Origin of the sequence: Methylobacterium sp. GC_Met_3 (assembly GCF_026540775.1) — a bacterium.
In the GTDB taxonomy this organism is placed as follows: domain Bacteria; phylum Pseudomonadota; class Alphaproteobacteria; order Rhizobiales; family Beijerinckiaceae; genus Methylobacterium.
Window position 1 is genome coordinate 1 of sequence record NZ_JALNUL010000032.1, and the last position, 22,668, is coordinate 22,668.

Sequence of the window (22,668 nt, forward strand, 5' to 3'; positions counted from 1 at the left end):
CTCACCGAGCAACCCAAGGGCGGCCCTGAACTCGGCCGCCGCGCATTTCATCGTGTATCGGAGCCCGGCATCGTCGCGCAGGACGGCGTAGTCGTTGGCCATGTTGGCGCGCATGGCGACCATCGCCATCAGCTCGGCGATGTGGGCCCGGAGCTTGTCCGGATCACCGTAGGCATAATCGGCGGGATTGAGGGTGGAGGCGCTCATGCGCGTCTCCAGTTCTCAGGCAGATCGAAGGCGTGGGCGGCGATGACTGCCGCGACGGCCGGGCTGCATTTCAGACGCGCGCTAATCCGGCGCGCTTGAAGGTCGACGTGGTGTGGGTTATCTCTGAGATCGTCAGCCGCCAAGCAGACATTTCCCAGAGCCCTCGGCGTACCAGCGCCGGGGGTTCTGACGTTGTAGGCCAATCTATGCGGCCTCCGTCTCAAGAGAGCTGAGATAGCCGCGCAAGCTATCCGCAGGGATCAAGGTACGGTTGCCGACCTTGATGGAGCGGAGCTTCTTCTCCTGAAGTAACAGGTAGATGGTCGAGCGGCTGAGGCCGGTGCTGAAGCACGTTTCGGGTACCGTGAAGCAAAGCTTCTCTGTCGACGCGCGCAGGTCTCCCCGCGGCGCCTGAACCGTGTGAAAGTTCATGGCTGCTGTCCTCTTATGTCCATATGCATGGACGCGGACCGAAGATGCGTTGGTTTAGGAGTCGATCAAACCAAGTTTGCTGCTGTATTTGCTGGCATCGAACTCGGAAGGGTTGGACGCGATGAACTCGTTCTTCTGACCGAGGGCATCTTCCAGATCCGTCTCCTGCCGGCCAAATTTTGCCGACCGCCAAGCGTCTGCAAGCAATCCAACGAATGCACCGCTACGACCATTGATTGATTTTTGATAAATACCACTGCCTTTTTGGGATATGAATGTTGCTCTGAGGGCGCAAATAAAGTGTCTTGCAAGCGGATCTGATCGAGATGGTGAAGGGCGGGAAATAGTGAGATCGTCTTTTGTCTCGTTTCTCAATTTACTCAGTTGTTCAATGCGCTCGACTATCCCAGTAATGTACGCGATCGTAGATAAATCCTGTTCATCCTGGATTGAGTAAGCGATGGACAAGTCGTCTTCTGATATAATCTTCCGATCGTGGAGATAAAATCCTGTTCTATTGATGAACCGATCTATCTCGGTTTGTAATTTCCTGGCCGTTTTGATGGCTTCCGGAAGGCTGTTGAGTTCAAAATTTGCTCGTGACAAAGCAATCCTTGCTGCTTTGTCGACTTCATAACGTGCATGGAAGACGGAAAGGTTTGCGTCTTTCGCATGCTTGTCGATGTCAAAAGCATCAAATGGTGCATCTAAATCCAAAAATCTCGCACCGACTGTAGCTCTCGGCCGAGACATGATGTTCTTCAATTCGCGACGGAGGGCTTCTTGGCCATTACTCGTAGTCCGCTTTACAGATTTAGACATGACCCGGAGCCTCCAGCGAACGCTGGCAGTATGCTGACCAAGTCACCATCAGCTCGCGCCGCTTCTGGAAGAGATCACCGCGCCGGTAGGCCGCCTCGACCCGGTTCTCGATGATGTGGGCGAGCGCCATCTCCACCATCTCGTTCGGGAAGTGCGTCGTCTCGGCCGCCCAATCGCGGAATGTCGACCGGAAGCCGTGCACGGTCAGATCCGGTCGTCCCATGCGCTTCAACAATTCCAGCATCGCCATATTGGACAGCGGCTTGCCGCGCTTACCGCCAGGGAAGACGTTCCGGTCGCCGAGCACCTTGAAGCCCTCAAGGATCTCCACGGCCCGGTCGCACAGTGGCACCCGATGTTCGCGGCCACCCTTCATTCGCTCGGGCGGTACGGTCCACGTCTGCTCGGCAAGGTCGATCTCGTCCCATGTCGCCCCGATCACTTCGCCCGTGCGGGCGGCCGTCAGGATCGTGAACTCCAAGGCGAGAGGAGAGGTGCCGCCCTGCCGGCGCAGCTCGGCAACGAACTCGGCGATCTCGGCGAAGGGGAGGGCGGCATGGTGCTCGACGCGCTGAACCTTCGACCGCTTCGGCAGGAGGTTCTGCAGGTGCCCACGCCAGCGAGCCGGGTTGTCACCCTGCCGGTATCCGCGGGTCGCGGCCCAATCCAACACGGACTCGATCCGCCCGCGCACGCGCGTCGCCGTCTCGGTCTTCTCCCCCCAGATCGGCTCGATCACCCGCATTACCAGCCCAGTGTCGATCGCCTGAACGGGGAGGGCCCCGAAGACCGGCGAGGCGTAGGTGCTGAGGGTGTTGCTCCACTGGTCGGCGTGCTTCGCATTCCGCCAGCCCTTCTTGTGCGCCTCGATGTAGGCCTCGGCGCAGGCGTTAAAGGTAATTAAAGGTAATAGTGTTGGCGGCGTCGAGCCGCGCGGCGGCGCGGGTCTTCTCCCGGGCCTCTATCGGGTCGATCCCGTCGAGGCAGAGCTTTCGGCACTCGGTGGCCTTGCTGCGAGCCTCCGCGAGCGTCAGCGTGTGCAGTGAGCCGAGGCCCATTGATCGAGCGCTGCCGTTCAGCATGAACCGGAAGATCCATGAGCGCGCTTCGGCGTTCGTGATCTGCAGGTAGAGTCCGCCGCCATCGGCATAGAGGCCCGGCTCCCGAGTGCGGGAGACCTTCAGTGCGCTAAGCTGCCCTGGAGCCAGTCTCAACTCAGTACCTACAGCACTACCTACAATCAGGGGCCGGATTTTAGCGTGTCCGTGCGTGTACAGAAAGACGGGGTAGGGGAGGGCCTCCCAGGAAAAACAACGGGTTACAGATACGGGCGGACAGGGGCGGACAGTCCTTATAAGGACCCCCTCTCCGCCAGTCATCATAAGAAGCCGCCCTCGGCTTGGCGCGCCGAGCAGGAGGCTGACCTCCTTCAGCGGCCGGTTCGAACTCCACTCTGGGCACGTTCATCGACGTCGGCCGCCGATCGCCTCGCACCTGTTGGTCTGACGGTTATGAAAGCGGACGTCTTTCCTGACCTGCAACCGCCCGTGAACCATCGGCGTGTCAGCAAGACAACCCACGCAGACATGCGCGCGGCGGCTCACGGTCGCTCCGCCTGCTCCCGGCTGCCCTCGATCATCGATCGGATCCGCGCCGCCATCGTCTCGATCGCGAAGGGCTTGGTCAGCACGGCCATGCCGGGCGCGAGACGCCCGTTTCCGAGGATGGCGTTCTCGGCATAGCCAGTGATGAACAGCACCTTGAGGTCGGGGCGCGCCACGCGTGCGGCGTCGGCCATCTGCCGTCCGTTCATGCCGCCCGGAAGCCCGACATCGGTTACCAGCAGGTCGATGCGGACATCCGATTGCAGAACCTTGAGGCCCGCCGCGCTATCGCCGGCCTCGATCGCCGTGTAGCCGAGGTCCTCCAGGATATCGCTGATGAGCATGCGCACGGTCGGCTCGTCATCGACGATCAGCACGGTCTCGCCCTGCTCGGAGCGTGGCAGGTCCGTGACGGGGAAAGCCGTCTCGTCGTCGGCGACTTCCCCGTAGTGGCGGGGCAGGTAGATGCACACCGTCGTACCCTGGCCGACCTCCGAGTAGATCCGCACCTGCCCGCCGGATTGCTGTGCGAAGCCGTAGATCATCGAGAGGCCGAGGCCGGTGCCCTCGCCGATGGGCTTGGTCGTGAAGAACGGCTCGAAGACGCGCGCGATGACCTCGGGCGGCATGCCGGTGCCGGTGTCGCTTACGCACAGCGACAGGTACTGCCCTTCCGGAATGTCGTGTTGGCGGGCGGCCCGGTCATCGAGCCATTTGTTGGCGGTCTCGATGATGATCTTGCCGCCGTCGGGCATCGCATCGCGCGCGTTGATGCAGAGATTGAGCAGAGCATTCTCGAGCTGCGACGGATCGACGAGGGCCGGCCAGCCGCCGGAGATCCCGATGACCTCGACCTGAATCGCCGGCCCGACGGTGCGCTGGATCAACTCCTGCATGCCCGAGGCGAGCCGGGTCACATGGGTCGGCTTGGGGTCGAGCGTCTGGCGACGCGAGAACGCGAGAAGGCGATGGGTCAGCGCGGCGGCACGCTTGGCGGCCCCCTGGGCCGCGGTCATGTAGCGGTCGACATCCGTGAGGCGGCCCTGCTGCATGCGGGTCTGCATCAGTTCCAGCGAACCGGTGATGCCGGCCAACAGGTTGTTGAAGTCGTGCGCCAAACCCCCTGTCAGCTGGCGGACCGCCTCCATCTTCTGGGATTGGCGGAGCGCCTCCTCAGCCTGCCGTAGGGCTTCGGCCTGATCCTTCTCGGCGGTGATGTGGCGCCCGCTCGCGTAGATGAGCTCCCCCTCCGGTGCGGCCACCCAGGAGATCCAGCGAAAGCCTCCATCCTTGTGGCGATAGCGGTTCTCGACGGTCGGCAGCGTCGTCTCCCGCGCGTGCTGCAGCGCGCGATCGGTCAGCGCCTCGTCCTCGGCCAGAACGAACGCGAACACCGCCTTGCCGAGCACGTCTTCGGCCGACCAGCCGAGGATCGTCGTGAAGGCCGGGTTGACGGCTTTGAAGATGCCCTGGCCGTCGATGATGACCTGGATGTCCTGCGTGTTGCGCCAGAGGTGGTCACGCTCCTGGGTGCGTTCCTGAACCTGGAGTTCCAGGGTCTCGTTCAGTGCGCGCAGATTCTCTTCCGCGGTTTTGCGCGCCGTGACGTCGTTGAAGAAGATCGCGATCTGTCGGTCTTCGGGGGCACCGACCCGGATCGCCTTCACGTCGAACCAGCGCCCGAACGCCTCGGCGTAGTTTTCGAAGTTCGCCGGTTCTCCGGTGCGCGCGACGTGACCGTAGGTCTCGAACCAGAAACGCTCCAGGTCGGGTGCGAACTCGGTCACCCACTTGCCGCGGAGGTTGACCCCGGCCTGGCGTTCGAACGCCGGGTTGGCTTCGAGGAAGCGGTAGTCGACCGGGCGGTCCTCGGCGTCGAACCGGACCTCGACGATGGCGTAGGCCGTATCGACGGCCTGGAGGACTGCGCTGAAGCGTTCTTGGCTGACATGCAGGCGTTCTGCGCTGGCTTCGCTCTTGGCCGCCAGAGCGCGGTTCTCACCCTTCAGTTTGGTCAGCTGCGCGAAGTCTGCGCTGACGTCGTACTGACTTGCAAAGAAGTAGGCGACCTCGCCCTTCGCGTCCTTGACCGGAGCCAGGAGCAGCTGGTTCCAGAAGGGCGTGCCGTCCTTGCGATAGTTGTAGATCGCGATCTCGATCGTCTCGAGGGCCGCAACCGCCGCGCGGATGCGGTCCACATCGGCCGCGTCGGTTCCCGGCCCCTGCAGAAAGCGGCAATTCCGTCCGATGATCTCCGTGCGGTCGAACCCGGTCAGCTGGCAGAATGCTTCGTTGACGAAGATGATCGGGTTGTCGTGCTGGCGCGGATCGGTGATCAGCATCGGCATGCGTGTGGCCCGCACGGCCGCGGCGAAGGGGTCGGTGACGTCGACGCCACCAGCGACCTCCGTGAGGATACGGCTGGTGTCACGACGGACCGTCTCTGAGGTCGTCGGCGTCGAGGCTGGGCGGTCGCTCTGCATGATGCGGCTGGCTGTATCAGACACGGCCAAAGGCTGAACACCTCTGCCAGCCGACGGTTCATCGCCGAGCGATGGCCCCGGGCCGGCCTGGAAGCGTTTCGTGCCCACCGCGAATTCGTGTAGGAGCGGACGCCGTCGACCGACGACAGCGCACAGTCTGGAGCGCCAGTGCCCGAACACGATGCAGCGGCGGTTTCCACCGGATTGGTCGGTCTCGACCATATCCTGGATGGCGGCTACGCGTCGCACCGCTCGCATCTCATCGAGGGGCGGCCTGGATCCGGCAAGACGACGCTGGCGATGCAGTTCCTGCTCGATGGCGCGCGGCGCGGTGAGCGGTGCCTGTACATCACGCTCTCGGAGAGCCGGCGCGAGCTTACGAACGTCGCGGAGCGCCATGGTTGGTCGCTCGACGGCATCACGATCTGTGAACTCGTCGCACCGGAACTCAGCCTCGATCCGAGCCAGCAGCAGACCCTCGTCCATACGTCCGATCTCGAACTCGGCGAGACCGTCCGGATGGCGATCGCGGAGATCGAACGCGAAAAGCCGCAGCGCCTCGTGTTCGACAGCCTGTCCGAGATCCGGCTGCTCTCGCAGGGCTCGCTGCGCTACCGCCGGCAGGTCTACGCGCTGCGCAGCTTCCTGCTCATCCAGAACATCACCGCGCTGCTCCTCGACGATCTCACCGCCGAGGCGGACGATCTGAATTTGCATTCTTTGAGCCATGCCGTGATCCGGCTCGAACAGCTCGCGCCGCTCTATGGTGGCGAGCGGCGGCGGCTGCGCGTGATCAAGATGCGCGGCACGCCGTTCCGTGGCGGGTACCATGATTACGTCATTCGGCGTGGCGGTTTGACGGTGTTCCCGCGGCTGGTAGCGGCCGAGCATTGCGCGACGTTTTCGGATGACCGCTGCAGCACGGGCAACGCCGAGCTCGACCAGCTGCTCGGGGGCGGCATCGATCGCGGGACCAGCACGATGCTGATCGGCCCGTCCGGCGTCGGCAAGTCGACGGTGGCCCTCACGAGCGTCACCGCGGCGATCGCCCGTGGCGAGAAGGTGCTGATGCTCAGCTTCGACGAGACGACGGGCGTGCTTCGGCGGCGGGCCGGCGGCCTGTCGATGCCGATCGATGACGCGATCGCGTCCGGCGCCCTTCACGTCGAGCAGATCGATCCGGCGGAAGTGTCACCGGGCGAACTCTCCGACATGGTTCAGAACGCGGTCGAGCACCGCGGCGTCACCATGGTGGTGATCGACTCCCTCACCGGCTATCACAACGCCATGCCGGAGGAGAATTACCTGCTCCTGCAGATGCACGAGTTGCTGACCTACCTGAACCAGCAAGGCGTGCTGACGCTCTTGATCCTGGCTCAGCACGGTATGATCGGTACGATGAGCGCGAGCGTCGATCTCACCTATCTCAGCGACACCGTCCTGCTGTTCCGTGCGTTCGAGGCCGAAGGGCGTCTGCGCCGCGCCATCTCGGTGGTGAAAAAGCGCACCGGTAGCCATGAGGACACGATCCGCGAGTTCCGGATCGACTCCCGGGGGATCTGCGTTGGCGAGCCTCTGAGCCTGTTCCGAGGGGTCATGACCGGCGTCCCGACATACGAAAGTGAGCGGTCTTCGCTGCTGCAGACGCGCGACGCCTGATGACCGACGCCGAACCGCCGGTCCTCGTCTTCGCTCCGACGGGGCGCGACGCGCGTGTGGCGGCGACCATCCTGGGTGAGGAGCGGATCGCGTCGCGCATCTGCGCCGACCTCGCGGAGGTGATGGACGGGCTCGATACGGCGGCCTGCGCCGTCATCACCGAGGAAGCGTTGCTGTCCTCCAATCGTCAGATCTTGGCCGCGTGGATCGCTGCCCAGCCGCCGTGGTCGGACTTTCCGTTCATCCTGCTGACCCAGCGGGGCGCTGAACCCAAAGTCCAGCTCACGGACCTCCTGGGCAATGTCAGCGTGCTGGAGCGGCCGTTCCATCCGGCGACGTTGGTGATGGCGGCGCGCTCCGCCTATCGCGCGCGGCGTCGGCAACTCGAGGCGCGTGCCTACCTGGAGGAGCGCGAGCGGACGGCGGAACGGCAGACGCTCCTGATCCGTGAACTGCATCACCGCGTGAAGAACACGCTTGCGACGGTCCAGGCCCTGCTGGGAGCCTCGTCCCGCTCGGCGACCAGCGTCGAGGCGTTCTACACCGCGTTCTCGGCGCGGGTGATCTCGCTCGCGAAGACGCACAATCTGCTGACCGAGGATTATTGGCAGCAGGCCCCGCTGCGCGACATGCTGATGAACGAGCTGGGTCCCTACAACGACAGTGAGGGATCCCGCATCGTCCTGGATGGCCCGCGGGTCGATCTGATCGGCGATCTCGCGGTCCCGACCGGGATGGCGATCCACGAGTTGACCACGAATGCGGCCAAGCACGGGGCGCTGTCCGTTCCCGAGGGGCGGATCCGGATCACGTGGTCGGTCGAGGCGGAGGCCGATCGCCAGGTCCTGTGCCTCGACTGGACGGAAACCGGCGGCCCGTTGACGAAGCCGCCGACCCGGAAGGGGTTCGGGTCGACCCTGCTTCAGCGCGTGCTGAAGGTGCAATGCGAAGCCGATCTGGCCTTCGATTATCAGCCCACCGGTCTGCGCTTCACCATGCGCGCGCCGCTGCCGGAAAATCGGGTCGTCCCTGCCTACTGATGCGTTGCCGGGACGGCCCGGACCCGCTGGCATGCGCGCATGAAAATGCCCGCACCGGCGAACCGGGCGGGCGAAGGTGGACCCGCGCTTCGGGGGATTACGGATCGATCGTTGCTTTTACCGTGATCGCGCGTGTTCAACAGGTGGGCAAACAGTCCGCCGCTGTCGCAGGTCTGGCCGCAGGATAATACTGGTATCGGCGGGCCGTTCGCCGCGTATTGGATTCTGGACGGCGCTTCGTGGGGGCCTCAGCGGCGTCTCTGCGGTCCGTGTCGAAGCGGCATGGCCTGGATCGATCTGCCCATGCCCGCCATCGGCACTGCTGACCGATCCTGTCCGCCCTCCAGGTCGCAAAGCGCGCGTTGTTCAAAGTCGAGGCGTGCAGTCGGTCAGGTCGTGGGCCTGTCCTTGGGGATGCCGGCATCGCCCCTGTGCTTCAACGCACGCACCTTTTTGTGAAGAAACGCTTTCCTGGGCATGGCTGTTTCATGCCGGTTCCTGGCGAGGCTCGGGAAGTCGACCACGCCAAGTCGGGATCGTCTTGGATCGAGGCCGGCTTCGAAGACCTCGCGTTCGAAAGGAGGCAACAATGCGAATGAAACTTGCAGGCGCGGCACTCCTCGCGCTCGGCACCCTCACCGCATCCGTGGGGATGGCTGAGGCTGCACAGGGCTGCGGTCCCGGGTTCCACCGGGGCTATTACGGCTGGTGCAAGCCCAACTGGCGACCCTACGCCTACCGCCCGGTCTATTACGCCCGGCCGGTGGTCTATGGCTGGCACCGCCCCTGGGGCTACCGGCGTCACTGGGGTTGGCGCCACGCCGGCTGGCATCGCCCCTGGGGCTGGCACCATCATGGCGGCTGGCACCGGGCCGCTTGGCACTACGGGTGGTGAGCGCGTGGGCCGGCGCTCCGGCGCCGGCCCGGGTCGCCGGCCCGTCGCGCTCGAAGCGCGGCCGCAGCGAGGCGCGCGTCATCCGCCGACTTCGTTGCGGACCAGCTTGAGGAACGCCAGGGCGGCGCTCGAGAGCGGACGCCCCGGGCTCCCCAGAATGGTGATCGCGAACGTCACCGTCGGCTGCAGGCGGCGCACGATGACCTGCCCCTTGAGGCCGCTCACGGTCACGGCCTCCGCGATGGCGAATCCGAGCCCCGCCGCGACCATCGCGCAGGCCGCTGCCGCGTTCTGCGTCTCCGCGACGAGGCGTGGCGTCACGCCGTTGACGGTGAAGAGCTCGTCGACCTGATCGCGCAGGCGGTACTGCCGACCGAGCGAGATGTAGGGCTCGTCTTGGAGTTCGGAGAGCGGGACGGACCTGTGCCGCGCCAAACGATGGCCGGGCGGCAGCACCACCAGCCCGGGCAATTCGATCGGCGGTGCGGCGACGAGGGCGCTGCGGCCGACCGGCAGGGCGAAGCCGAGATCGGCATTGCCGGCCTGCACCAGATCGTGGACCTCCCGTGAGCTGGCCACCACGTGCGAGATCCGCACCGGCTGCACCTCCATGGCGAAGCGTGCCAGCAACCGCGGGATGAGCGACAGGCCCATCAGCGGCATGGCCGCGACGCGCAACTCGCCGCTGCCGACACCGCGCATGTCGTCAATGACGCGATCCAGGCTGTCCGCCGCCGCGAACAGGGTCGCGACCGCGCCTTCCAGCTTCACGGCCTCCGGCGTCGGCTGCAGATGCCGCCGCGACCGGTCGAACAGCGGCAGCCCGGTCTCGTCCTCCAGGCTGCGCAGCAGCTTCGTGACCGCGGGCTGCGTGAGCAGCATCCGCTGCGCTGCCCGGCTGACCGAGCCGCTCTGCATCACGGCCCGGAATGCTTCCAGCTGCCGAAGCCGGCTCGGCGTCATCCGGACCCCCTGATTGGCGACCAAAAGGAATGGAACCGCAAAAATTATGAATTTGCGTCTCCCGTCAAGACTGCGCACGTTACACAGCATTCGCGAGCCAATAGGCGCGGGAGATGCTTATCGGACAAGCGTCTTGCCTGTTCAGCACGCAAGAACGGCTTTCCGATTGCTCACGGAGGCAAGCGATGATGCGGTCGTTACTGGGGCTTTTCGCAGCGGCGACCGTCGCGCTGGTCGCAGTGCAGGCTCCGGCCTTGTCTGAGCAGCGCCTCACCGTCGCGGGCTACGGCGGCAGCTACGAGCAGATCATGCGCACGAGCGTCATTCCGACGTTCGAGCGCGAGAACGGCGTCCGGATCGACTATCTGACCGGCAATTCCTCCGACAACCTCGCCCGGATGCAGGCGCAGCGCGGCAATCAGACGGTCGGCGTCGCGGTGCTGGACGACGGGCCGATGGTCCAGGCGGTATCGCTCGGCCTGTGCCGGAACCTGCCCGATGCGGTGCGGGACGCGGTCTACCCGATCGCGGTCCTGGGTGACGACCACGCCGTCGGCACCGGCTTCGGCTACACCGGTATCGCCTACAACACGAAGCTGTTCGCAGAGCGCGGCTTCCCGGCGCCGACCTCCTGGATGGATCTTGCCCGGCCGGAGTACCGGCAGCGGATCGCGATCCCCGGTATCGACAACACCTACGGCGTCCACACCCTGGCGATGATGGCCCGCATCCACGGCGGCGGCGACGGCGACATCGCGCCCGGGCTGAAGGTCATGCGTCAGCAGATCAACCCGAACGTGCTGGCCTACGAAAGCTCGCCCGGCAAGATGAGCGAGATGTTCCAGTCGGGCGAGATCTGGCTCGCCGTTTGGGGCTCGTCCCGGGTCGCCGCCATGCAGCAGGCGGGCTTTCCGCTGGCCATCGCCCGGCCGAAAGAGGGGGCCGTCGTCCTGATGACGGCGGGCTGCGCGATCACCGGCAGCCCGGAGCCGGCGCTGGCCGACAAGTTCCTCGCCTATCTCGTCTCGCCGAAGGTCCAGGAGATCTTCGCCACGCAGTACGGGGCGGGCCCGACCAACCGCACGGCGAAGCTGCCGCCGGAGGTCGCGAGCCGCGTGATCTATGGCGAGGATCAGGTGCGGTCGCTGATCGGCCTCGACTGGGACGTGGTCAATCGCAACCGCGCCGACTGGACCCGGCAGTGGCAGCGGCAGGTCGAGCGCTGATGTCCGCGCCCGCCTTCCTCACCCTCGACGGTCTGGGCAAGGATTACGGCACGGTCACCGCCGTGCGCGACGTCAGCCTCACGGTCGCGCCCGGCGAGTTCCTCGGCCTGCTCGGACCCTCCGGCTGCGGCAAGACCACGACGCTGCAGATGATCGCCGGCTTCGAGACGCCGAGCCGCGGCCGCATCCTGATGGAGGGGCGCGACCTGACCGGGACGCCGCCGGCCAAGCGCGGCATCGGCCTCGTGTTCCAGTCCTACGCGCTATTCCCGCACATGAATGCGGCCGAGAATGTCGCCTTCGGCTTGGAGATGCGCGGCGTGCCGAAGGCGGAGCGGGCCAAGCGCGTCGCCGAGGCTTTGGCCCAGGTCCGCCTCGGCCACCTCGCCGAGCGCTTTCCCCGCAACATGTCGGGCGGCCAGCAGCAGCGGGTCGCCCTGGCGCGGGCGCTGGTGGTCGAGCCGCGGCTGCTGCTCCTCGACGAGCCACTCTCGAACCTCGACGCCAAGCTGCGCGAGGAGATGCAGGTCGAGCTGCGCGAATTGCAGCGCCGGATCGGCGTCACCACGGTGCTGGTCACCCACGATCAGGCCGAGGCGATGGCCCTGTGCGATCGGGTGGCGATCATGCAGGGCGGTCGGGTCGTGCAGATCGACGCCCCCTGGCAGGCCTACGACATCCCGGCGGACGCGTTCGTCGCCGACTTCCTGGGCCGCAGCAACCGGCTGCCGGCGCGGGCCGCCTCCGGCGAGGCGGAGGCGGCGGGCCACCGCTTCTCCCTGCCGCCGGAACTCGCCGACCGCCAGGGCGACATCCTTCTGACGATCCGGCCAGAGCGCATGCGCATCCGCTGCGAGCGGGCGCCCGAGGGGCCACCCGGACTCGAGGGCCGCGTGCAGGCCCGGCTCTTCCTCGGCGGCTACTGGCTCTACACGGTGGCGACGGCCTTGGGCGCCTTCGCCGTCATGGCGCAGAACACCGGCGCGACGCCTCTCGATGAGGGCGCCGCCGTGACGCTGGACTGGGACGCCCACAGCCTGCGGCGGCTAGAGCCGGCATGACCCGCCTCGATCGCCTCACCCCGGCGCTTCTCACGGCGCCCTCCGCCCTCGTGTATGCCGCGGCGCTGCTGGTCCCGCTCGCCGGCGTGCTGGCCTTGAGCCTGCACGGCTTCGACTTCGAAAAGGGCGTGCTGCCCGGCTGGGGGCTCGCCAACTACCAGGATCTCTTCACCGATCCGCTGTTCGGCGAGGCCCTGGCGCGGACCTTCCGCATCGCCGGGCTGACCACCCTGATCTGCCTCCTCGTCGGGGTGCCGGAGGCCTGGATCATCCACCGCATGGATCCGCGCTGGCGCGGGCCGATGCTCCTCGTCGTGGTCGGTCCGCTGCTGGTCTCGGTGGTGGTGCGCAATTTCGGCTGGATGGTGCTGCTCGGCACGAACGGCCTCGTGAACCAGACGCTCACCGCCCTCCACCTGCCGGGCGCTCCCTACCGGCTGATGTTCACGGAACTCGCGGTGGTGATCGGCCTCGTCCACGTGATGGTGCCGCTCGTGGTGCTGTCCGTCTGGGCGAGCCTCGGGCGGCTCGATCCGGTGCTGGAGCGCGCCGCCACCAGCCTCGGCGCGGGGCGGTTCACGGTGTTCACCCGCATCGTGCTGCCCAACGTCATGCCGGGGGTCATGGCCGGGGCGCTGATGGTGTTCTGCCTCTCGGCCTCGGCCTTCGCGACGCCCGCCATGCTTGGGGGCAAGCGCCTGAAGGTCGTCTCCAGCATGACCTACAACGAGTTCCTCAACACCCTGAACTGGCCGCTCGGCGCGGCGCTCGCCACCGTGCTGATGGCGGCGATCCTGCTCGCCACGCTCCTCTGGACGCGGCTCGTCGAAAAGCGGGCGCTGCGGCGCCTCGGCGAAGTCGCGCAGGGAGGCCCGGCATGAGCGGTGATAGCTCCAGCCGCAACGGCCCCCTGGCGCTGGCCTTCCACGCCCTGTTCATCGCCTTCATCCTGGCGCCGCTCGTCGTGGTGATCGCCGTCTCGTTCACCGGCCAGGGCTACCTCGCCTTGCCGTTCGACGGCCTGTCGCTGCGCTGGTGGCGGGCAATCGGCGACAACCCGCGCTTCCTGGAGAGCTTCTGGTACAGCACGCGCCTCGGGGTGACGGCCGCGACGATCTCCGCCCTGATCGCCGTCCCGGCCGCCCTGGCGATCGCCCGCTGGCGCTTCCCCGGCCGGGGGGCCCTCGTGGCGATCCTGGCCTCGCCGCTGATGATCCCGCACGTGGTGCTGGGCGTGGCGCTGCTGCGCTTCTTCTCCAGCTTCGGCCTGTCCGGCAGCTTCGCCGGCCTCGTGGCGGCCCATGTCATCGTGATCACCCCCTACATGCTGCGCCTCGTCGGCGCCGGCCTGTCGGGGCTCGATCCGCGCATCGAGCGCGCCGCCGAGAGCCTCGGCGCCGACCGGTTCACGGTGTTCCGGCGCGTGACCCTGCCGCTGATCGCGCCGGGCCTCGCGGGCGGCTGGATCCTGGCCTTCGTGACCAGCTTCGACGAGCTGACGGTGAGCCTGTTCCTGGCTTCGCCGGCCGCCAACCCGCTGCCGGTGCAGCTGTTCAACTACATCGACCAGATGACCGATCCGCTGGTCGCCTCGGTCTCGGCGGCGCTGATCCTCGTCACCGCCCTGGTCCTCTTGGGGCTCGATCGCTTCTACCCGATCGACCGCCTGCTCACCGGGGAGCGCCGCGCATGACAGCGACCGGACAAGACACGCGCGACGCCATCGTGGTCGGCGGCGGGCTCGTGGGCGCGGCCATCGCCTACGGCCTCCAGCGACAGGGCCTGTCGACCGTGATGCTCGACGAGGGCGACGTCGCCCACCGGGCGAGCCGGGGCAATTTCGGGCTGGTCTGGGTGCAGTCGAAGGGGCTCGGCGCGCCGCATTACCAGCACTGGACCCACGCCTCGGCCCAGGCTTGGCCGGAACTCGCCGCCGACCTCCTCGCGACGACCGGCATCGGCGTCGGGCTGCACCAGCCGGGAGGCCTGCATTTCTGCTTCTCGGATGACGAGATGGCCCAGCGCGACGCGCTGATGGGTCAGCTGCGCCGGGAGGCCGGTAATGCCGGTTACGCGTACCGCATGATCCCGGCCGCGGAGCTGCGCGACATGGTTCCGGGCCTCGGCCCCCAGGTCGTGGGCGCCTCGTGGACACCCTACGACGGCCATGCGAGCCCGCTGCACCTCCTGCGCGCGCTTCATGCGGCGTTTCAGGATCTCGGCGGCCTCTACCGGCCGAACGCCAAGGTCACCGCCATCAAGGCGGCCCCACGCGACTTCACCGTCGCGATCGGGTCCGAGACTGTCCGGGCGCCGCGGCTCGTCCTAGCCTCGGGCCTCGGCAACGCCGACCTCGCGCCCTTGGTCGGCCTGTCGGCGCCCCTGCGGCCCGAGCGCGGGCAGATCCTCGTCACGGAGCGCACCCGGCAGGTGCTGGGTCTGCCGACCCATGTCGTCCGCCAGACCGAGGAGGGCTCGCTGCTGCTGGGCGACAGCAAGGAGGATATGGGCTTCGACACCCTGACACAGACCCCCGCGATCATGCGGGCCATCGCCAACAAGGCGGTCCGGACCTTCCCGTGGATCGCCGAGCTGAACATCGTCCGGGCCTGGGCGGCGCTGCGCGTGATGTCGCCGGACGGCAAGCCGATCTACGACGAATCCGAGCGTTATCCGGGCGCCACCATCGCCAATTGCCATTCCGGCGTCACCCTGGCCGGCGCGCATGCGAGCCTGCTCGCCCCGATGATCGCGACTGGCGCGCTGGCGCCGGAGATGTCCCCCTTCAGCGCGAGACGGTTCGATGTTCAGAAGGCGGCCTGAGGCCCGTCCGGCCGCCGGGGACCAGCTGGTGGAGGTCTTCGTCGCGGGCCAGCCCGTCCGCGTGCCCGAGGGCGCCTCGGCGGCTGCCGCCGTCCTGCTGTCGGGCACGCCGGCGATCCGCACGACGCCGGTCAACGGGGCGCCGCGCTTGCCCTATTGCATGATCGGCATCTGCTTCGACTGCCTCGCCGAGATCGACGGCGTGGCCAACCGCCAGTCCTGTCTCGTGCCGGTCGCCCCCGGCATGCGGATCGAGCCGCAGGTCGGCGCTCGCGTGGCGCGGATCGAGGACGCCGCATGAGCTACGATCTCGCCATCGTCGGCGCGGGCCCGGCCGGCATGGCCGCCGCCATCGAGGCCGCGTCCCTCGGGCTCTCCGTCACCGTGCTGGACGAGCAGCCCGCCCCGGGCGGACAGGTTTTTCGCGCGGTGGAAGCCGCCGCCAGCGACCCGGCGCTCGCCGGCGAGTTCCTCGATGCCGGCGGCGCCCTGGCGGGGGCGTTCCGCGCCACGAAGGGGATCGCCTACCGGCCCAGGACCACGCTCTGGCACCTCGACCCCGATGCGGGCCTGCTGTCCGTCGCCGCGGATGGCGCCACCGCGGAGATCGAGGCGCGGCGCGTCCTGCTGGCGACCGGCGCCCAGGAGCGGCCCGTGCCGATTCCCGGCTGGACGCTGCCGGGCGTCATGAGCGCGGGCGCCGCCCAGATCCTGCTCAAGACGGCCGGCGCCGTGCCGGAGGGATCCGTGGTGATCGCCGGGCAGGGGCCGCTCTGCTGGCTGCTCGCCGTGCAGCTCTTGCGCGCCGGCGTGGAGCGGCTGACGCTGCTGGAGACTGGTGCCGGTGGTGGCCTCCGGGACGCGCTGCGGGCGGGCGGCCTCTGGACCGGCCGCAAGCTCCTCGCGAAGGGCGTGGCCCTGATGCGCGAGACCCGGGCGCGGGGCCTCACCGTAGTGCGCAACGTCCGCGACCTCCGGGCAGAGGGGGATGGACGGGTCTCGACCGTGCGCTGGCACCAGGGAGGCCGCGACCACGCGATCGCCTGCGACACACTCCTCCTGCACGAAGGGGTGATTCCATCGACCCACATCACTCGGGCGCTGGGACTCGATCACGACTGGGACGACAGGCAGCTCTGCTGGCGCCCCCGCCTCGACCCCTGGGGCGCCACGAGCCATCAGACCGTGGCGGTGGCGGGCGATGGCGGCGGCATCGGCGGCTGGGAAGCCGCCGCCGCGGGTGGGCGGTTGGCTGCGATCGACGCAGCCCACCGGCTTGGTCAGTTCGACGCGGTCGCCCGCGACGCCCGCGCCGCGGGGATCCGCAAGGTGCAGCGCGCCGCCCTGGCGCTCCGGCCCTTCCTCGACCGGCTCTATCGCCCTGCCTCGGCGATCCTCACCCCCGCCGACGAAACCATCGTCTGCCGCTGCGAGGAAATCACCGCCGGGCAGATCCGCGGGGCCGCCCGCCTTGGCGCCGCCGGCCCGAACCAGGTCAAGGCCTTCCTGCGGGCTGGCATGGGTCCCTGCCAGGGGCGCATGTGCGGCACCGTCGTCGCCGGGCTGATCGCCGAGACCCGCGGGGCCTCCATGGAAACGGTCGGGGCCCTGCGGCCGCGGGCCCCGTTCAAGCCGATGACGGTGGGCGAGCTCGCGAACGAACGGCCGGACGCAATCCCGGAGCTGACCGCATGACGGCGAAACCTCGCATCGTGATCGTCGGCGGCGGTCCGGCTGGCCGCGCCGCCCTGGCTGCGCTGCCAGGCGCCGTCCAGATCGCCCGGCCCGAGGCCACGGCCTGGCACGCCGAGCCCGGCCGCCTCTGGGTCGAGGGCGACGGGCGGGTCTGGGCCGAGCCGTTCGACGCCCTGCTGGTCTGCGCCGACGAGCCGCTGCTGCTGGCCGCCCTCGGCTGCGCCATCCGGGACGGCCGGGTCGTGGCTGATGCCGATGGCCGGACCAGCCTGCCGGGCGTCTCGGTAGCCGGCCGTGTCGCGGGGGCAGCAGATTCGCAGGAGGCGGAGCGTCAGGCGACCATCGCCGCGTGCGCCCTAGCCGCCGGGCCGTTGGACACGGATGCGCCGATGATCCCGCCCGCCGAGAATGCGCCCGGGCTGCGGCTCGATCCGGTGGATATCGCGGCTTTGCTGGAGCAGCCCGCCGGCCCCGAGCGTGACCGGGCCGCGCTCGCGCAGCGCGCAATCCTGGGTGCGGTTGTGCCGGTGCGTCCCGTCAGCCTCGCGGCGCTGGCCGGCCTCGTGGCCGCGATGCCGGAGGCGGTTCCCCCGCAGACGGATACGGGCGCGCTGGCATGACCGATCCCGACATCCTGATCGTCGGCGGCGGTCTGCACGGGCTGTCGGCTGCCCTGCATCTGGCCCGGGCCGGCCGACGCGTGCACGTGCTGGAGGCCCGGCAGGTCGGCGCCCAGGCCTCGGGCTATTCCGCTGGTGGCGTGCGCACCCTGGGCCGCCATCCCGCCGAGGTACCGCTCGCCCTGGAGGCGATCGAGCGCTGGCACGACATCGCCAAGCTCGTCGGCGACGATTGCGGCTTCCGCCCCGTCGGGCAGGTCCGGGTGGCCGAAACCGAGGCCGAACTCGCGCAGCTGGCCGAGCGCGTCGAACGCCTGCGTGCCGCCGGCTGGACGCACGAGGCGCTGGCGGATGCCGAGACGGTGCGCCGGCTGCTCCCGGCGGTCGCCCCGCACGTGGTCGGCGGCATCGTCGCCCGCCGTGACGGCTTCGCGTCGCCCTTGCGCACGACCCGTGCCTTCGGCCGCGCCGCCATGGCCGCCGGTGCCACGGTGATCGAGGGCGCCCGTGTTGCCTCGGTGGAGCGCCGGGCCGGCCTCTGGCGCCTCCGGACAGATGGGGGCGAGACCCATGCCGCGCCGCGCCTGCTCAATGCCGCGGGCGCCTGGGGCGGTCGCATTGCCCGTGCGGCCGGAGAGTCGATCCCGCTTGGCTTCAACGCCTTCCAGATGCTGCTCACCGACGCGCTGCCGCCACTCCTGACGCCCGTGGTGGGGGCGGCCGGGCGGCCCCTGTCGTTCAAGCAGTCCGACAGCGGCCACGTGATGATCGGCGGCGGCCACAAGGGACAAGCCGACCTCGACACCGGAGAGATCCGCCTCGACGTCCCGCGGCTCGCCTATTCGGCCCGCACGGCGCTCGATCTGTTCCCGGCCCTGCGCGGGGCGCGGATCGTCCACGCCTGGGCCGGCATCGAGGGTGTCACGCCGGACGAACTGCCGGTGATCGGCCGGTCCGCCGTGGCGGACGGGCTGGTCCATGCCTTCGGTTTCTCCGGGCACGGCTTCGCGCTCGCGCCCATCGTCGGTGCGGTCGCCGCCGGCCTGCTGCTCGACGGACCGGAGGCGCACGCCCTCGCGGCGTTCGCGCCGGACCGCTTCACCCTCGGCGGCCCCGCCCCCGAGACCCGCTCGGCCCTGCTTCAGCCGGCCGGTTGATGCGACCCAGACAAGGATTTGTTTCGATGATCGAACGCCATATCCGCACGCCCATCATGCACCGCGTGGTGGAGCATGGTGGCGTCCTCTACTTCGGCGGCCTCGTGGCGGAGGATCGCTCCGCGCCGATGCGGGGCCAGACCGAGCAGATCCTGGCGCGGATCGACGCGCTGCTCGCCGAAGTGGGCAGCGACCGGAGCAAGATCCTGACGGCGACGCTCTACATCACCGACATGGCACTCAAGGACGAGATGAACGCCGCCTGGACGGCCTGGTTCAGCCCCGAGACCCTGCCGAGCCGCTCCACCATCGGCGTCGCCGAACTGGGACCCAATGTCCTGATCGAGGCCGTGATCACCGCGGCGAAATGAGCGTCGGTTGAGCGGCAGGGCTCGGCTGCGGCGCCACCGATCGCCTGATGAGAGCGGCCGGTGTCGCCGGGGCGCGGACCGGCCGGACGTATCACTTTCTGTTCTTGATCAGGCTGTCGACGTTCTTGTCGGCCTCCTTGTTCTCCTTCCGCTGTGCGGCGATGGTGTGCTTCGTATCCTTCATCGACATCTCATCCCGCTTGCCCTGCGGCATCTCGTTCGGTGCCGCCATGGCGGGGACGGTGGCCAGGAGAAAGGCCGTACACAAGGCGGCGCTCACCGTTGTCTTGATCATGATTGGCCTCCACTGATTTGGCTTGGCGCGAAGTCTTGACGATATTGTCCGTCCGATCAGTCTGGATGGCCGGGACTGCTCCCGACCACCCAGCCGTCGATTACTTGCCGGCCTTGGCGCCTGAGGCCGTGCCGGTCGCCATCGGAGACGCGGTGTTCGCCGCTGCGGCCTTGCCCTTCTGCGGCAGGGCGACCGCGTCGATCATGTCGAAGCGCATCCCGTCCTGGGCGGTCTTCAGCACCGCGTTGGCCTCGTAATACTTGCCCTGTCCGATCAGCGTCGCGGCCTGATCGACGTCGGCGATGGTCTTGTCGAGCGGCAGCACCGCCATCGTGAAGTTCACGTCGACATGGGCGAGCTTGAGCTTCTCGATCGCGCCGTTCTGGTCGCCGTGGGCGAGGTTCTTGTTCGCCTCGGTCACGGCCGAGGCCTTCTCGGGGGTGGCCACGAAGTCGTCGCCGAGCGTCAGCTGCGCGTCCACCGGAACCCAGGCAACCTGCTCCTTGGACGGCTTCGCGTCGGTCGTCGCGGGCTGGGCGGTCGCGGCAGGGGTCATCGCCTTGTGGCTGGCCATGTCGGCGGGTGTCTTGAGCTCGGCCTCGGCCTTGGTGAACACGGCATCATCGGTCTTGGCCTTCGTGAAGGCCGCCTGTGTCTTGCCGATCAGAGCCTTGGCCTGAGCGGGATCCGCCTCGAAGATGGCGAGACGCGTGAGTTGAAGATCACGGAACGCCTGTGCGCCATCCTTCGACAGCTTGCCCACATCCTTGTCGATCGCCGTCTGCTGCGCGGCGGGCTGCTGAGCAGCCTGTTCCGCGGCGAAAGCGGTCCCGCCGAGGATGGTGGTGAGCACGAGCGCCGCAGCCATGGATTTGCGATAAGCCATTGTGATAACTCCATCTGAGCGCTTGAACAAAGACCTTTGTATGTATCGGCCTCGTTCTTCGCGTGTTCATATAATATTCATCGGCCGTGTTGGTCGCATGTCCACTGGATTAAAATTCGGACATGTCGGTGCTGGCGCCCCGTAAAGAGTGGGAATGGCGATGTCACAGTCTCGCGATCGATGCCGGATGCCCGCTGAACTTCGATCGGATCTCTTCGGCCAGGACCCGCCTCAGGTGGCCGCTGCGGCGGGAAACATCAGGTCGAAGCGACAACCGCCGGTCGCGGCGGGGTGGACGCTCACGCTCGCGGCGTGGAGCTTGGCGATCGCGGCCACCAAGCTCAGTCCGAGGCCGTTGCCCTGGGTCTGGCGGGCCACCTCCGAGCGGTAGAAGCGCTGGAAGATCTTGTCGCGCTCCGTCGCGGGCAGGCCCGGTCCCGTATCCTCGACGGCGAGGCTGACTGCGCCGCTCAGGTGGGTCAGGCGCACGGACACGGCCCCGCCCTGCGGCGTGAACTTCAGGGCGTTGTCGAGGAGGTTCGACAGGGCCTCGAAGCACAGGTCTCGGTCGCCCCGGATAGTGGGAAGCCCGTCCGCGACCGCGAGGGTGAGGCGCACACCCTTCTCCTCGGCCGACGGCTCGAAGAGGTCCACCGCCGCCGCCGCCAATTCGCCGAGATCGACCGGTGCGAAGGCGGTCCGGCGTCCCTCTTCCATCGCACCGATCCGCAGCACCGCCGTGACCATGGCGAGCGTCTGGTCGATCCAGGCGAGGCCCTGGTCGATCGTCTCGTGGAATTCCGCCACCGTTCGGGCCTGGGTCCGGCTGCGTTCCAGCCGGGCGCGCAGCCGGGTCAACGGCGTGCGCAGATCGTGGGCGACCGCGTCGCCGACGCTGCGGACCTCGCCCATCAGGTGCTCGATCTCGTCGAGCATCCGGTTCACGTTCGCGGCCAGCCGGTCGAACTCGTCGCCCCGGGTGCCGACCGGCAGGCGCCGGCGCAGGTCGCCGCGCATCACCTCGGCCAAAGCCGCCTCGGTGGCGGCCAGCCGCCGGCGGCCCCTCCGCGCCAGCAGGAGTCCGCCGAGCCCCGATAGAGCCAGCGTCGGCACCAATCCGAGGCCGAGCGCCCGCAGGGTCGTCCCCCGCACGCGGTCGATCTCGTCGGAATCGTGGGCGATCACCACGGTGCTGCCGTCGGGCAGCGGCAGGGCGGCCGCCCAGATCTCGTCGCCGAGCCGGCGCCCCGCGACCTGCACGACGGCGCTCACGCGATCGGCGTCCCCGTCGCGGGCGAGTTGATCGGGGATCGCGTCGAGGTTGCCGGCGCGGCGCGCGCCATCGGGACCGAACAGGCCGCCGTAGTGATTGGCGTGCAGGTCCATGGCGGTCCAGGTGTCGACCCGCAAAGCCGCGGAGGCGGGATCGGCGGCGACGGCGCGGACTTCGAGCTGCAGCGTCTCGGCCAGTTCCTCGCGCAGGTAGGCGGCCGTCTGCCAGTAGATGAAGGCAAACATCGTCAGCGCGAGCAGCACCGACCAGAGGGCGATCCCCAGCGCCCAGCGCAGGGTGGTGGAGCGCAGGAACTCAGTCATCGGGCGTGAAGGTGAAGCCGAGGCCACGCACGTTCTGGATCAGGGGTGGTCCTCCGCAGGCCTCGAGCTTCCGGCGCAGGCGCCCGAGATGTACGTCGATCAGGTTCGACTTGGGAGTGAATCGGTAGTTCCAGACCTCCTCGAACAGCATCGCCCGGGTGACGATCTGGCCGGGCGCGCGCATCAGATAGGCGAGGAGCTTGAGTTCGCGCGGCAGCAATTCGAGATTGCGCGCGCCGCGCCGGCCGGTCCCCGCGATCAGGTCGATCTCCAGGCTGCCGACGCGCAGCAGGGTCTCGCGGCTGTCCACCGGACGCCGGAGCAGAGCCTCGATCCGGGCGGCGAGTTCCCCCAGGGCGAAGGGCTTGGCGAGGTAGTCGTCTCCGCCCGCCCGCAGGCCGCGAATCCGCTCGTCTACGTCGCCCAGCGCGCTCAGCACCAGCGCGGGGGTCCGGTCCCCGTCCCGGCGGAGATCCTGCAGGACGCTGAGCCCGTCCTGGCCGGGCAGCATCCGGTCGAGGATGATCGCGCCCCAGGTGCCGCCCCGGGCCGTCCGGGCGCCGTCGGGCCCGGTCGCCGCCCAGGTGACCGCATGACCGCGCCCGCGCAGGTCGTCGAGCACGACGGCTGCCGTCTCCGCGTCATCCTCGATCAGCAGCACCCTCGCCACGCCCGCACCTCCGGCCAGTTTCCTGTGTGCCGCATTTCGGTTCGTTGGTCCCGGCGCGGTCCGAGTGTGAACCCGAATTTAGTGGCGCGGCATCGGCTTCGCCCAACTTATTAGAATGACTCTAGTGCGTACCGGCGCCGGTTTCACGGACCCATTTGTTTGA

General features: G+C 68.1%; 22 protein-coding genes and 1 pseudogene. 13 read left to right on the top strand and 10 right to left on the bottom strand.

All coding sequences use genetic code 11. The annotated features are described in order from the left end of the window. From OXS27_RS24265 to OXS27_RS24285, 5 genes and pseudogenes are all read right to left on the bottom strand, one after another. A partial coding sequence (locus OXS27_RS24265) for a hypothetical protein (protein WP_267359291.1) occupies positions 1-207 on the bottom strand: 207 nt, incomplete at its 3' end. Positions 208-411: 204 nt separating this feature from the next. Then, a complete protein-coding gene (locus OXS27_RS24270) occupies positions 412-639 on the bottom strand; it encodes an excisionase family DNA-binding protein (protein WP_267359293.1) in 228 nt (75 codons plus the stop codon). Between the two features lie 54 nt (positions 640-693). Then, positions 694-1,461, bottom strand: a complete 768-nt coding sequence (locus OXS27_RS24275) for a hypothetical protein (RefSeq protein ID WP_267359295.1) — start codon at positions 1,459-1,461, stop codon at positions 694-696. Next, positions 1,454-2,645: pseudogene (locus OXS27_RS24280) on the bottom strand (integrase arm-type DNA-binding domain-containing protein). Before OXS27_RS24280 ends, OXS27_RS24275 begins: the two are co-directional and overlap by 8 nt. 416 nt (positions 2,646-3,061) lie before the next feature. After that, positions 3,062-5,548 (bottom strand): PAS domain S-box protein, encoded by a 2,487-nt coding sequence (locus tag OXS27_RS24285; protein ID WP_267359297.1) that lies wholly within the window; start codon positions 5,546-5,548, stop codon positions 3,062-3,064. Positions 5,549-5,716: 168 nt separating this feature from the next. On the opposite strand from OXS27_RS24285, the gene OXS27_RS24290 reads away from it, so the two are divergent. The 3 genes from OXS27_RS24290 (at position 5,717) to OXS27_RS24300 (ending at position 9,142) form a co-directional block, all read left to right on the top strand. Further along, positions 5,717-7,207 carry an ATPase domain-containing protein gene (locus OXS27_RS24290; protein ID WP_243926934.1) on the top strand — a complete coding sequence of 497 codons (1,491 nt, stop codon included), beginning with the start codon at positions 5,717-5,719 and terminating at the stop codon, positions 7,205-7,207. Then, positions 7,207-8,247 carry a sensor histidine kinase gene (locus tag OXS27_RS24295; protein ID WP_243926936.1) on the top strand — a complete coding sequence of 347 codons (1,041 nt, stop codon included), beginning with the start codon at positions 7,207-7,209 and terminating at the stop codon, positions 8,245-8,247. The genes OXS27_RS24290 and OXS27_RS24295 overlap by 1 nt, the downstream gene beginning before the upstream one ends. A gap of 589 nt (positions 8,248-8,836) precedes the next feature. Then, on the top strand, positions 8,837-9,142 hold the full coding sequence (locus OXS27_RS24300; RefSeq protein WP_346733087.1) for a hypothetical protein: 306 nt from the start codon (positions 8,837-8,839) through the stop codon (positions 9,140-9,142). A gap of 78 nt (positions 9,143-9,220) precedes the next feature. Here the strand turns inward: OXS27_RS24300 and OXS27_RS24305 are convergent, their stop codons facing one another. Then, positions 9,221-10,105 (bottom strand): LysR family transcriptional regulator, encoded by an 885-nt coding sequence (locus OXS27_RS24305; protein WP_243926938.1) that lies wholly within the window; start codon positions 10,103-10,105, stop codon positions 9,221-9,223. Between the two features lie 185 nt (positions 10,106-10,290). Between OXS27_RS24305 and OXS27_RS24310 the strand changes: the two genes are divergently transcribed. The 10 genes from OXS27_RS24310 to OXS27_RS24355 are packed head-to-tail and all read left to right on the top strand — an operon-like array spanning position 10,291 to position 19,058. Then, complete coding sequence (locus OXS27_RS24310; protein ID WP_267359301.1) at positions 10,291-11,331, top strand: ABC transporter substrate-binding protein; 1,041 nt, start codon at positions 10,291-10,293, stop codon at positions 11,329-11,331. Then, positions 11,331-12,392: an ABC transporter ATP-binding protein gene (locus OXS27_RS24315; protein ID WP_267359303.1), complete on the top strand. Its 1,062-nt coding sequence runs from the start codon at positions 11,331-11,333 to the stop codon at positions 12,390-12,392. Before OXS27_RS24310 ends, OXS27_RS24315 begins: the two co-directional genes overlap by 1 nt. After that, positions 12,389-13,273, top strand: coding sequence for an ABC transporter permease (locus tag OXS27_RS24320; RefSeq protein WP_243926945.1), 885 nt, complete (start codon positions 12,389-12,391; stop codon positions 13,271-13,273). The genes OXS27_RS24315 and OXS27_RS24320 overlap by 4 nt, the downstream gene beginning before the upstream one ends. Beyond that, a complete protein-coding gene (locus tag OXS27_RS24325; protein ID WP_267359306.1) occupies positions 13,270-14,085 on the top strand; it encodes an ABC transporter permease in 816 nt (271 codons plus the stop codon). The genes OXS27_RS24320 and OXS27_RS24325 overlap by 4 nt, the downstream gene beginning before the upstream one ends. After that, positions 14,082-15,215, top strand: coding sequence for an FAD-dependent oxidoreductase (locus OXS27_RS24330; protein ID WP_243926948.1), 1,134 nt, complete (start codon positions 14,082-14,084; stop codon positions 15,213-15,215). Before OXS27_RS24325 ends, OXS27_RS24330 begins: the two co-directional genes overlap by 4 nt. Continuing rightward, positions 15,196-15,516: a (2Fe-2S)-binding protein gene (locus tag OXS27_RS24335; RefSeq protein WP_267359309.1), complete on the top strand. Its 321-nt coding sequence runs from the start codon at positions 15,196-15,198 to the stop codon at positions 15,514-15,516. Before OXS27_RS24330 ends, OXS27_RS24335 begins: the two co-directional genes overlap by 20 nt. Further along, positions 15,513-16,910, top strand: a complete 1,398-nt coding sequence (locus OXS27_RS24340; protein ID WP_267359311.1) for an NAD(P)/FAD-dependent oxidoreductase — start codon at positions 15,513-15,515, stop codon at positions 16,908-16,910. Before OXS27_RS24335 ends, OXS27_RS24340 begins: the two co-directional genes overlap by 4 nt. Further along, entirely contained in the window at positions 16,907-17,530 is a 624-nt protein-coding gene (locus OXS27_RS24345) for a hypothetical protein (RefSeq protein WP_267359313.1), read from the top strand. Before OXS27_RS24340 ends, OXS27_RS24345 begins: the two co-directional genes overlap by 4 nt. After that, the gene (locus OXS27_RS24350) at positions 17,527-18,687 is read left to right on the top strand and encodes an FAD-dependent oxidoreductase (RefSeq protein WP_267359315.1); all 1,161 of its coding nucleotides are present in this window, start codon (positions 17,527-17,529) and stop codon (positions 18,685-18,687) included. The genes OXS27_RS24345 and OXS27_RS24350 overlap by 4 nt, the downstream gene beginning before the upstream one ends. 26 nt (positions 18,688-18,713) lie before the next feature. Next, positions 18,714-19,058, top strand: a complete 345-nt coding sequence (locus tag OXS27_RS24355; RefSeq protein ID WP_243926958.1) for a RidA family protein — start codon at positions 18,714-18,716, stop codon at positions 19,056-19,058. A 91-nt stretch (positions 19,059-19,149) separates the two neighbouring features. On the opposite strand, the gene OXS27_RS24360 is transcribed toward OXS27_RS24355, so the two are convergent. From OXS27_RS24360 to OXS27_RS24375, 4 genes are all read right to left on the bottom strand, one after another. Further along, entirely contained in the window at positions 19,150-19,353 is a 204-nt protein-coding gene (locus OXS27_RS24360) for a hypothetical protein (RefSeq protein ID WP_243926961.1), read from the bottom strand. Between the two features lie 100 nt (positions 19,354-19,453). Beyond that, positions 19,454-20,239, bottom strand: coding sequence for a YfdX family protein (locus OXS27_RS24365; protein WP_267359318.1), 786 nt, complete (start codon positions 20,237-20,239; stop codon positions 19,454-19,456). Between the two features lie 231 nt (positions 20,240-20,470). Then, positions 20,471-21,835 (bottom strand): ATP-binding protein, encoded by a 1,365-nt coding sequence (locus tag OXS27_RS24370; protein WP_267359320.1) that lies wholly within the window; start codon positions 21,833-21,835, stop codon positions 20,471-20,473. Continuing rightward, on the bottom strand, positions 21,828-22,505 hold the full coding sequence (locus OXS27_RS24375) for a response regulator transcription factor (protein WP_243926966.1): 678 nt from the start codon (positions 22,503-22,505) through the stop codon (positions 21,828-21,830). The genes OXS27_RS24370 and OXS27_RS24375 overlap by 8 nt, the downstream gene beginning before the upstream one ends. Positions 22,506-22,668: the final 163 nt, after the last annotated feature.

Coding starts and splice junctions, on each gene's coding strand:
- OXS27_RS24270 (WP_267359293.1), bottom strand. CDS start 639: ATGAACTTTCACACGGTTCAGGCGCCGCGGGGAGACCTGCGCGCGTCG.
- OXS27_RS24275 (WP_267359295.1), bottom strand. CDS start 1,461: ATGTCTAAATCTGTAAAGCGGACTACGAGTAATGGCCAAGAAGCCCTC.
- OXS27_RS24285 (WP_267359297.1), bottom strand. CDS start 5,548: ATGCAGAGCGACCGCCCAGCCTCGACGCCGACGACCTCAGAGACGGTC.
- OXS27_RS24295 (WP_243926936.1), top strand. CDS start 7,207: ATGACCGACGCCGAACCGCCGGTCCTCGTCTTCGCTCCGACGGGGCGC.
- OXS27_RS24300 (WP_346733087.1), top strand. CDS start 8,837: ATGCGAATGAAACTTGCAGGCGCGGCACTCCTCGCGCTCGGCACCCTC.
- OXS27_RS24305 (WP_243926938.1), bottom strand. CDS start 10,105: ATGACGCCGAGCCGGCTTCGGCAGCTGGAAGCATTCCGGGCCGTGATG.
- OXS27_RS24310 (WP_267359301.1), top strand. CDS start 10,291: ATGATGCGGTCGTTACTGGGGCTTTTCGCAGCGGCGACCGTCGCGCTG.
- OXS27_RS24315 (WP_267359303.1), top strand. CDS start 11,331: ATGTCCGCGCCCGCCTTCCTCACCCTCGACGGTCTGGGCAAGGATTAC.
- OXS27_RS24320 (WP_243926945.1), top strand. CDS start 12,389: ATGACCCGCCTCGATCGCCTCACCCCGGCGCTTCTCACGGCGCCCTCC.
- OXS27_RS24325 (WP_267359306.1), top strand. CDS start 13,270: ATGAGCGGTGATAGCTCCAGCCGCAACGGCCCCCTGGCGCTGGCCTTC.
- OXS27_RS24330 (WP_243926948.1), top strand. CDS start 14,082: ATGACAGCGACCGGACAAGACACGCGCGACGCCATCGTGGTCGGCGGC.
- OXS27_RS24335 (WP_267359309.1), top strand. CDS start 15,196: ATGTTCAGAAGGCGGCCTGAGGCCCGTCCGGCCGCCGGGGACCAGCTG.
- OXS27_RS24340 (WP_267359311.1), top strand. CDS start 15,513: ATGAGCTACGATCTCGCCATCGTCGGCGCGGGCCCGGCCGGCATGGCC.
- OXS27_RS24345 (WP_267359313.1), top strand. CDS start 16,907: ATGACGGCGAAACCTCGCATCGTGATCGTCGGCGGCGGTCCGGCTGGC.
- OXS27_RS24350 (WP_267359315.1), top strand. CDS start 17,527: ATGACCGATCCCGACATCCTGATCGTCGGCGGCGGTCTGCACGGGCTG.
- OXS27_RS24355 (WP_243926958.1), top strand. CDS start 18,714: ATGATCGAACGCCATATCCGCACGCCCATCATGCACCGCGTGGTGGAG.
- OXS27_RS24360 (WP_243926961.1), bottom strand. CDS start 19,353: ATGATCAAGACAACGGTGAGCGCCGCCTTGTGTACGGCCTTTCTCCTG.
- OXS27_RS24365 (WP_267359318.1), bottom strand. CDS start 20,239: ATGGCTTATCGCAAATCCATGGCTGCGGCGCTCGTGCTCACCACCATC.
- OXS27_RS24370 (WP_267359320.1), bottom strand. CDS start 21,835: ATGACTGAGTTCCTGCGCTCCACCACCCTGCGCTGGGCGCTGGGGATC.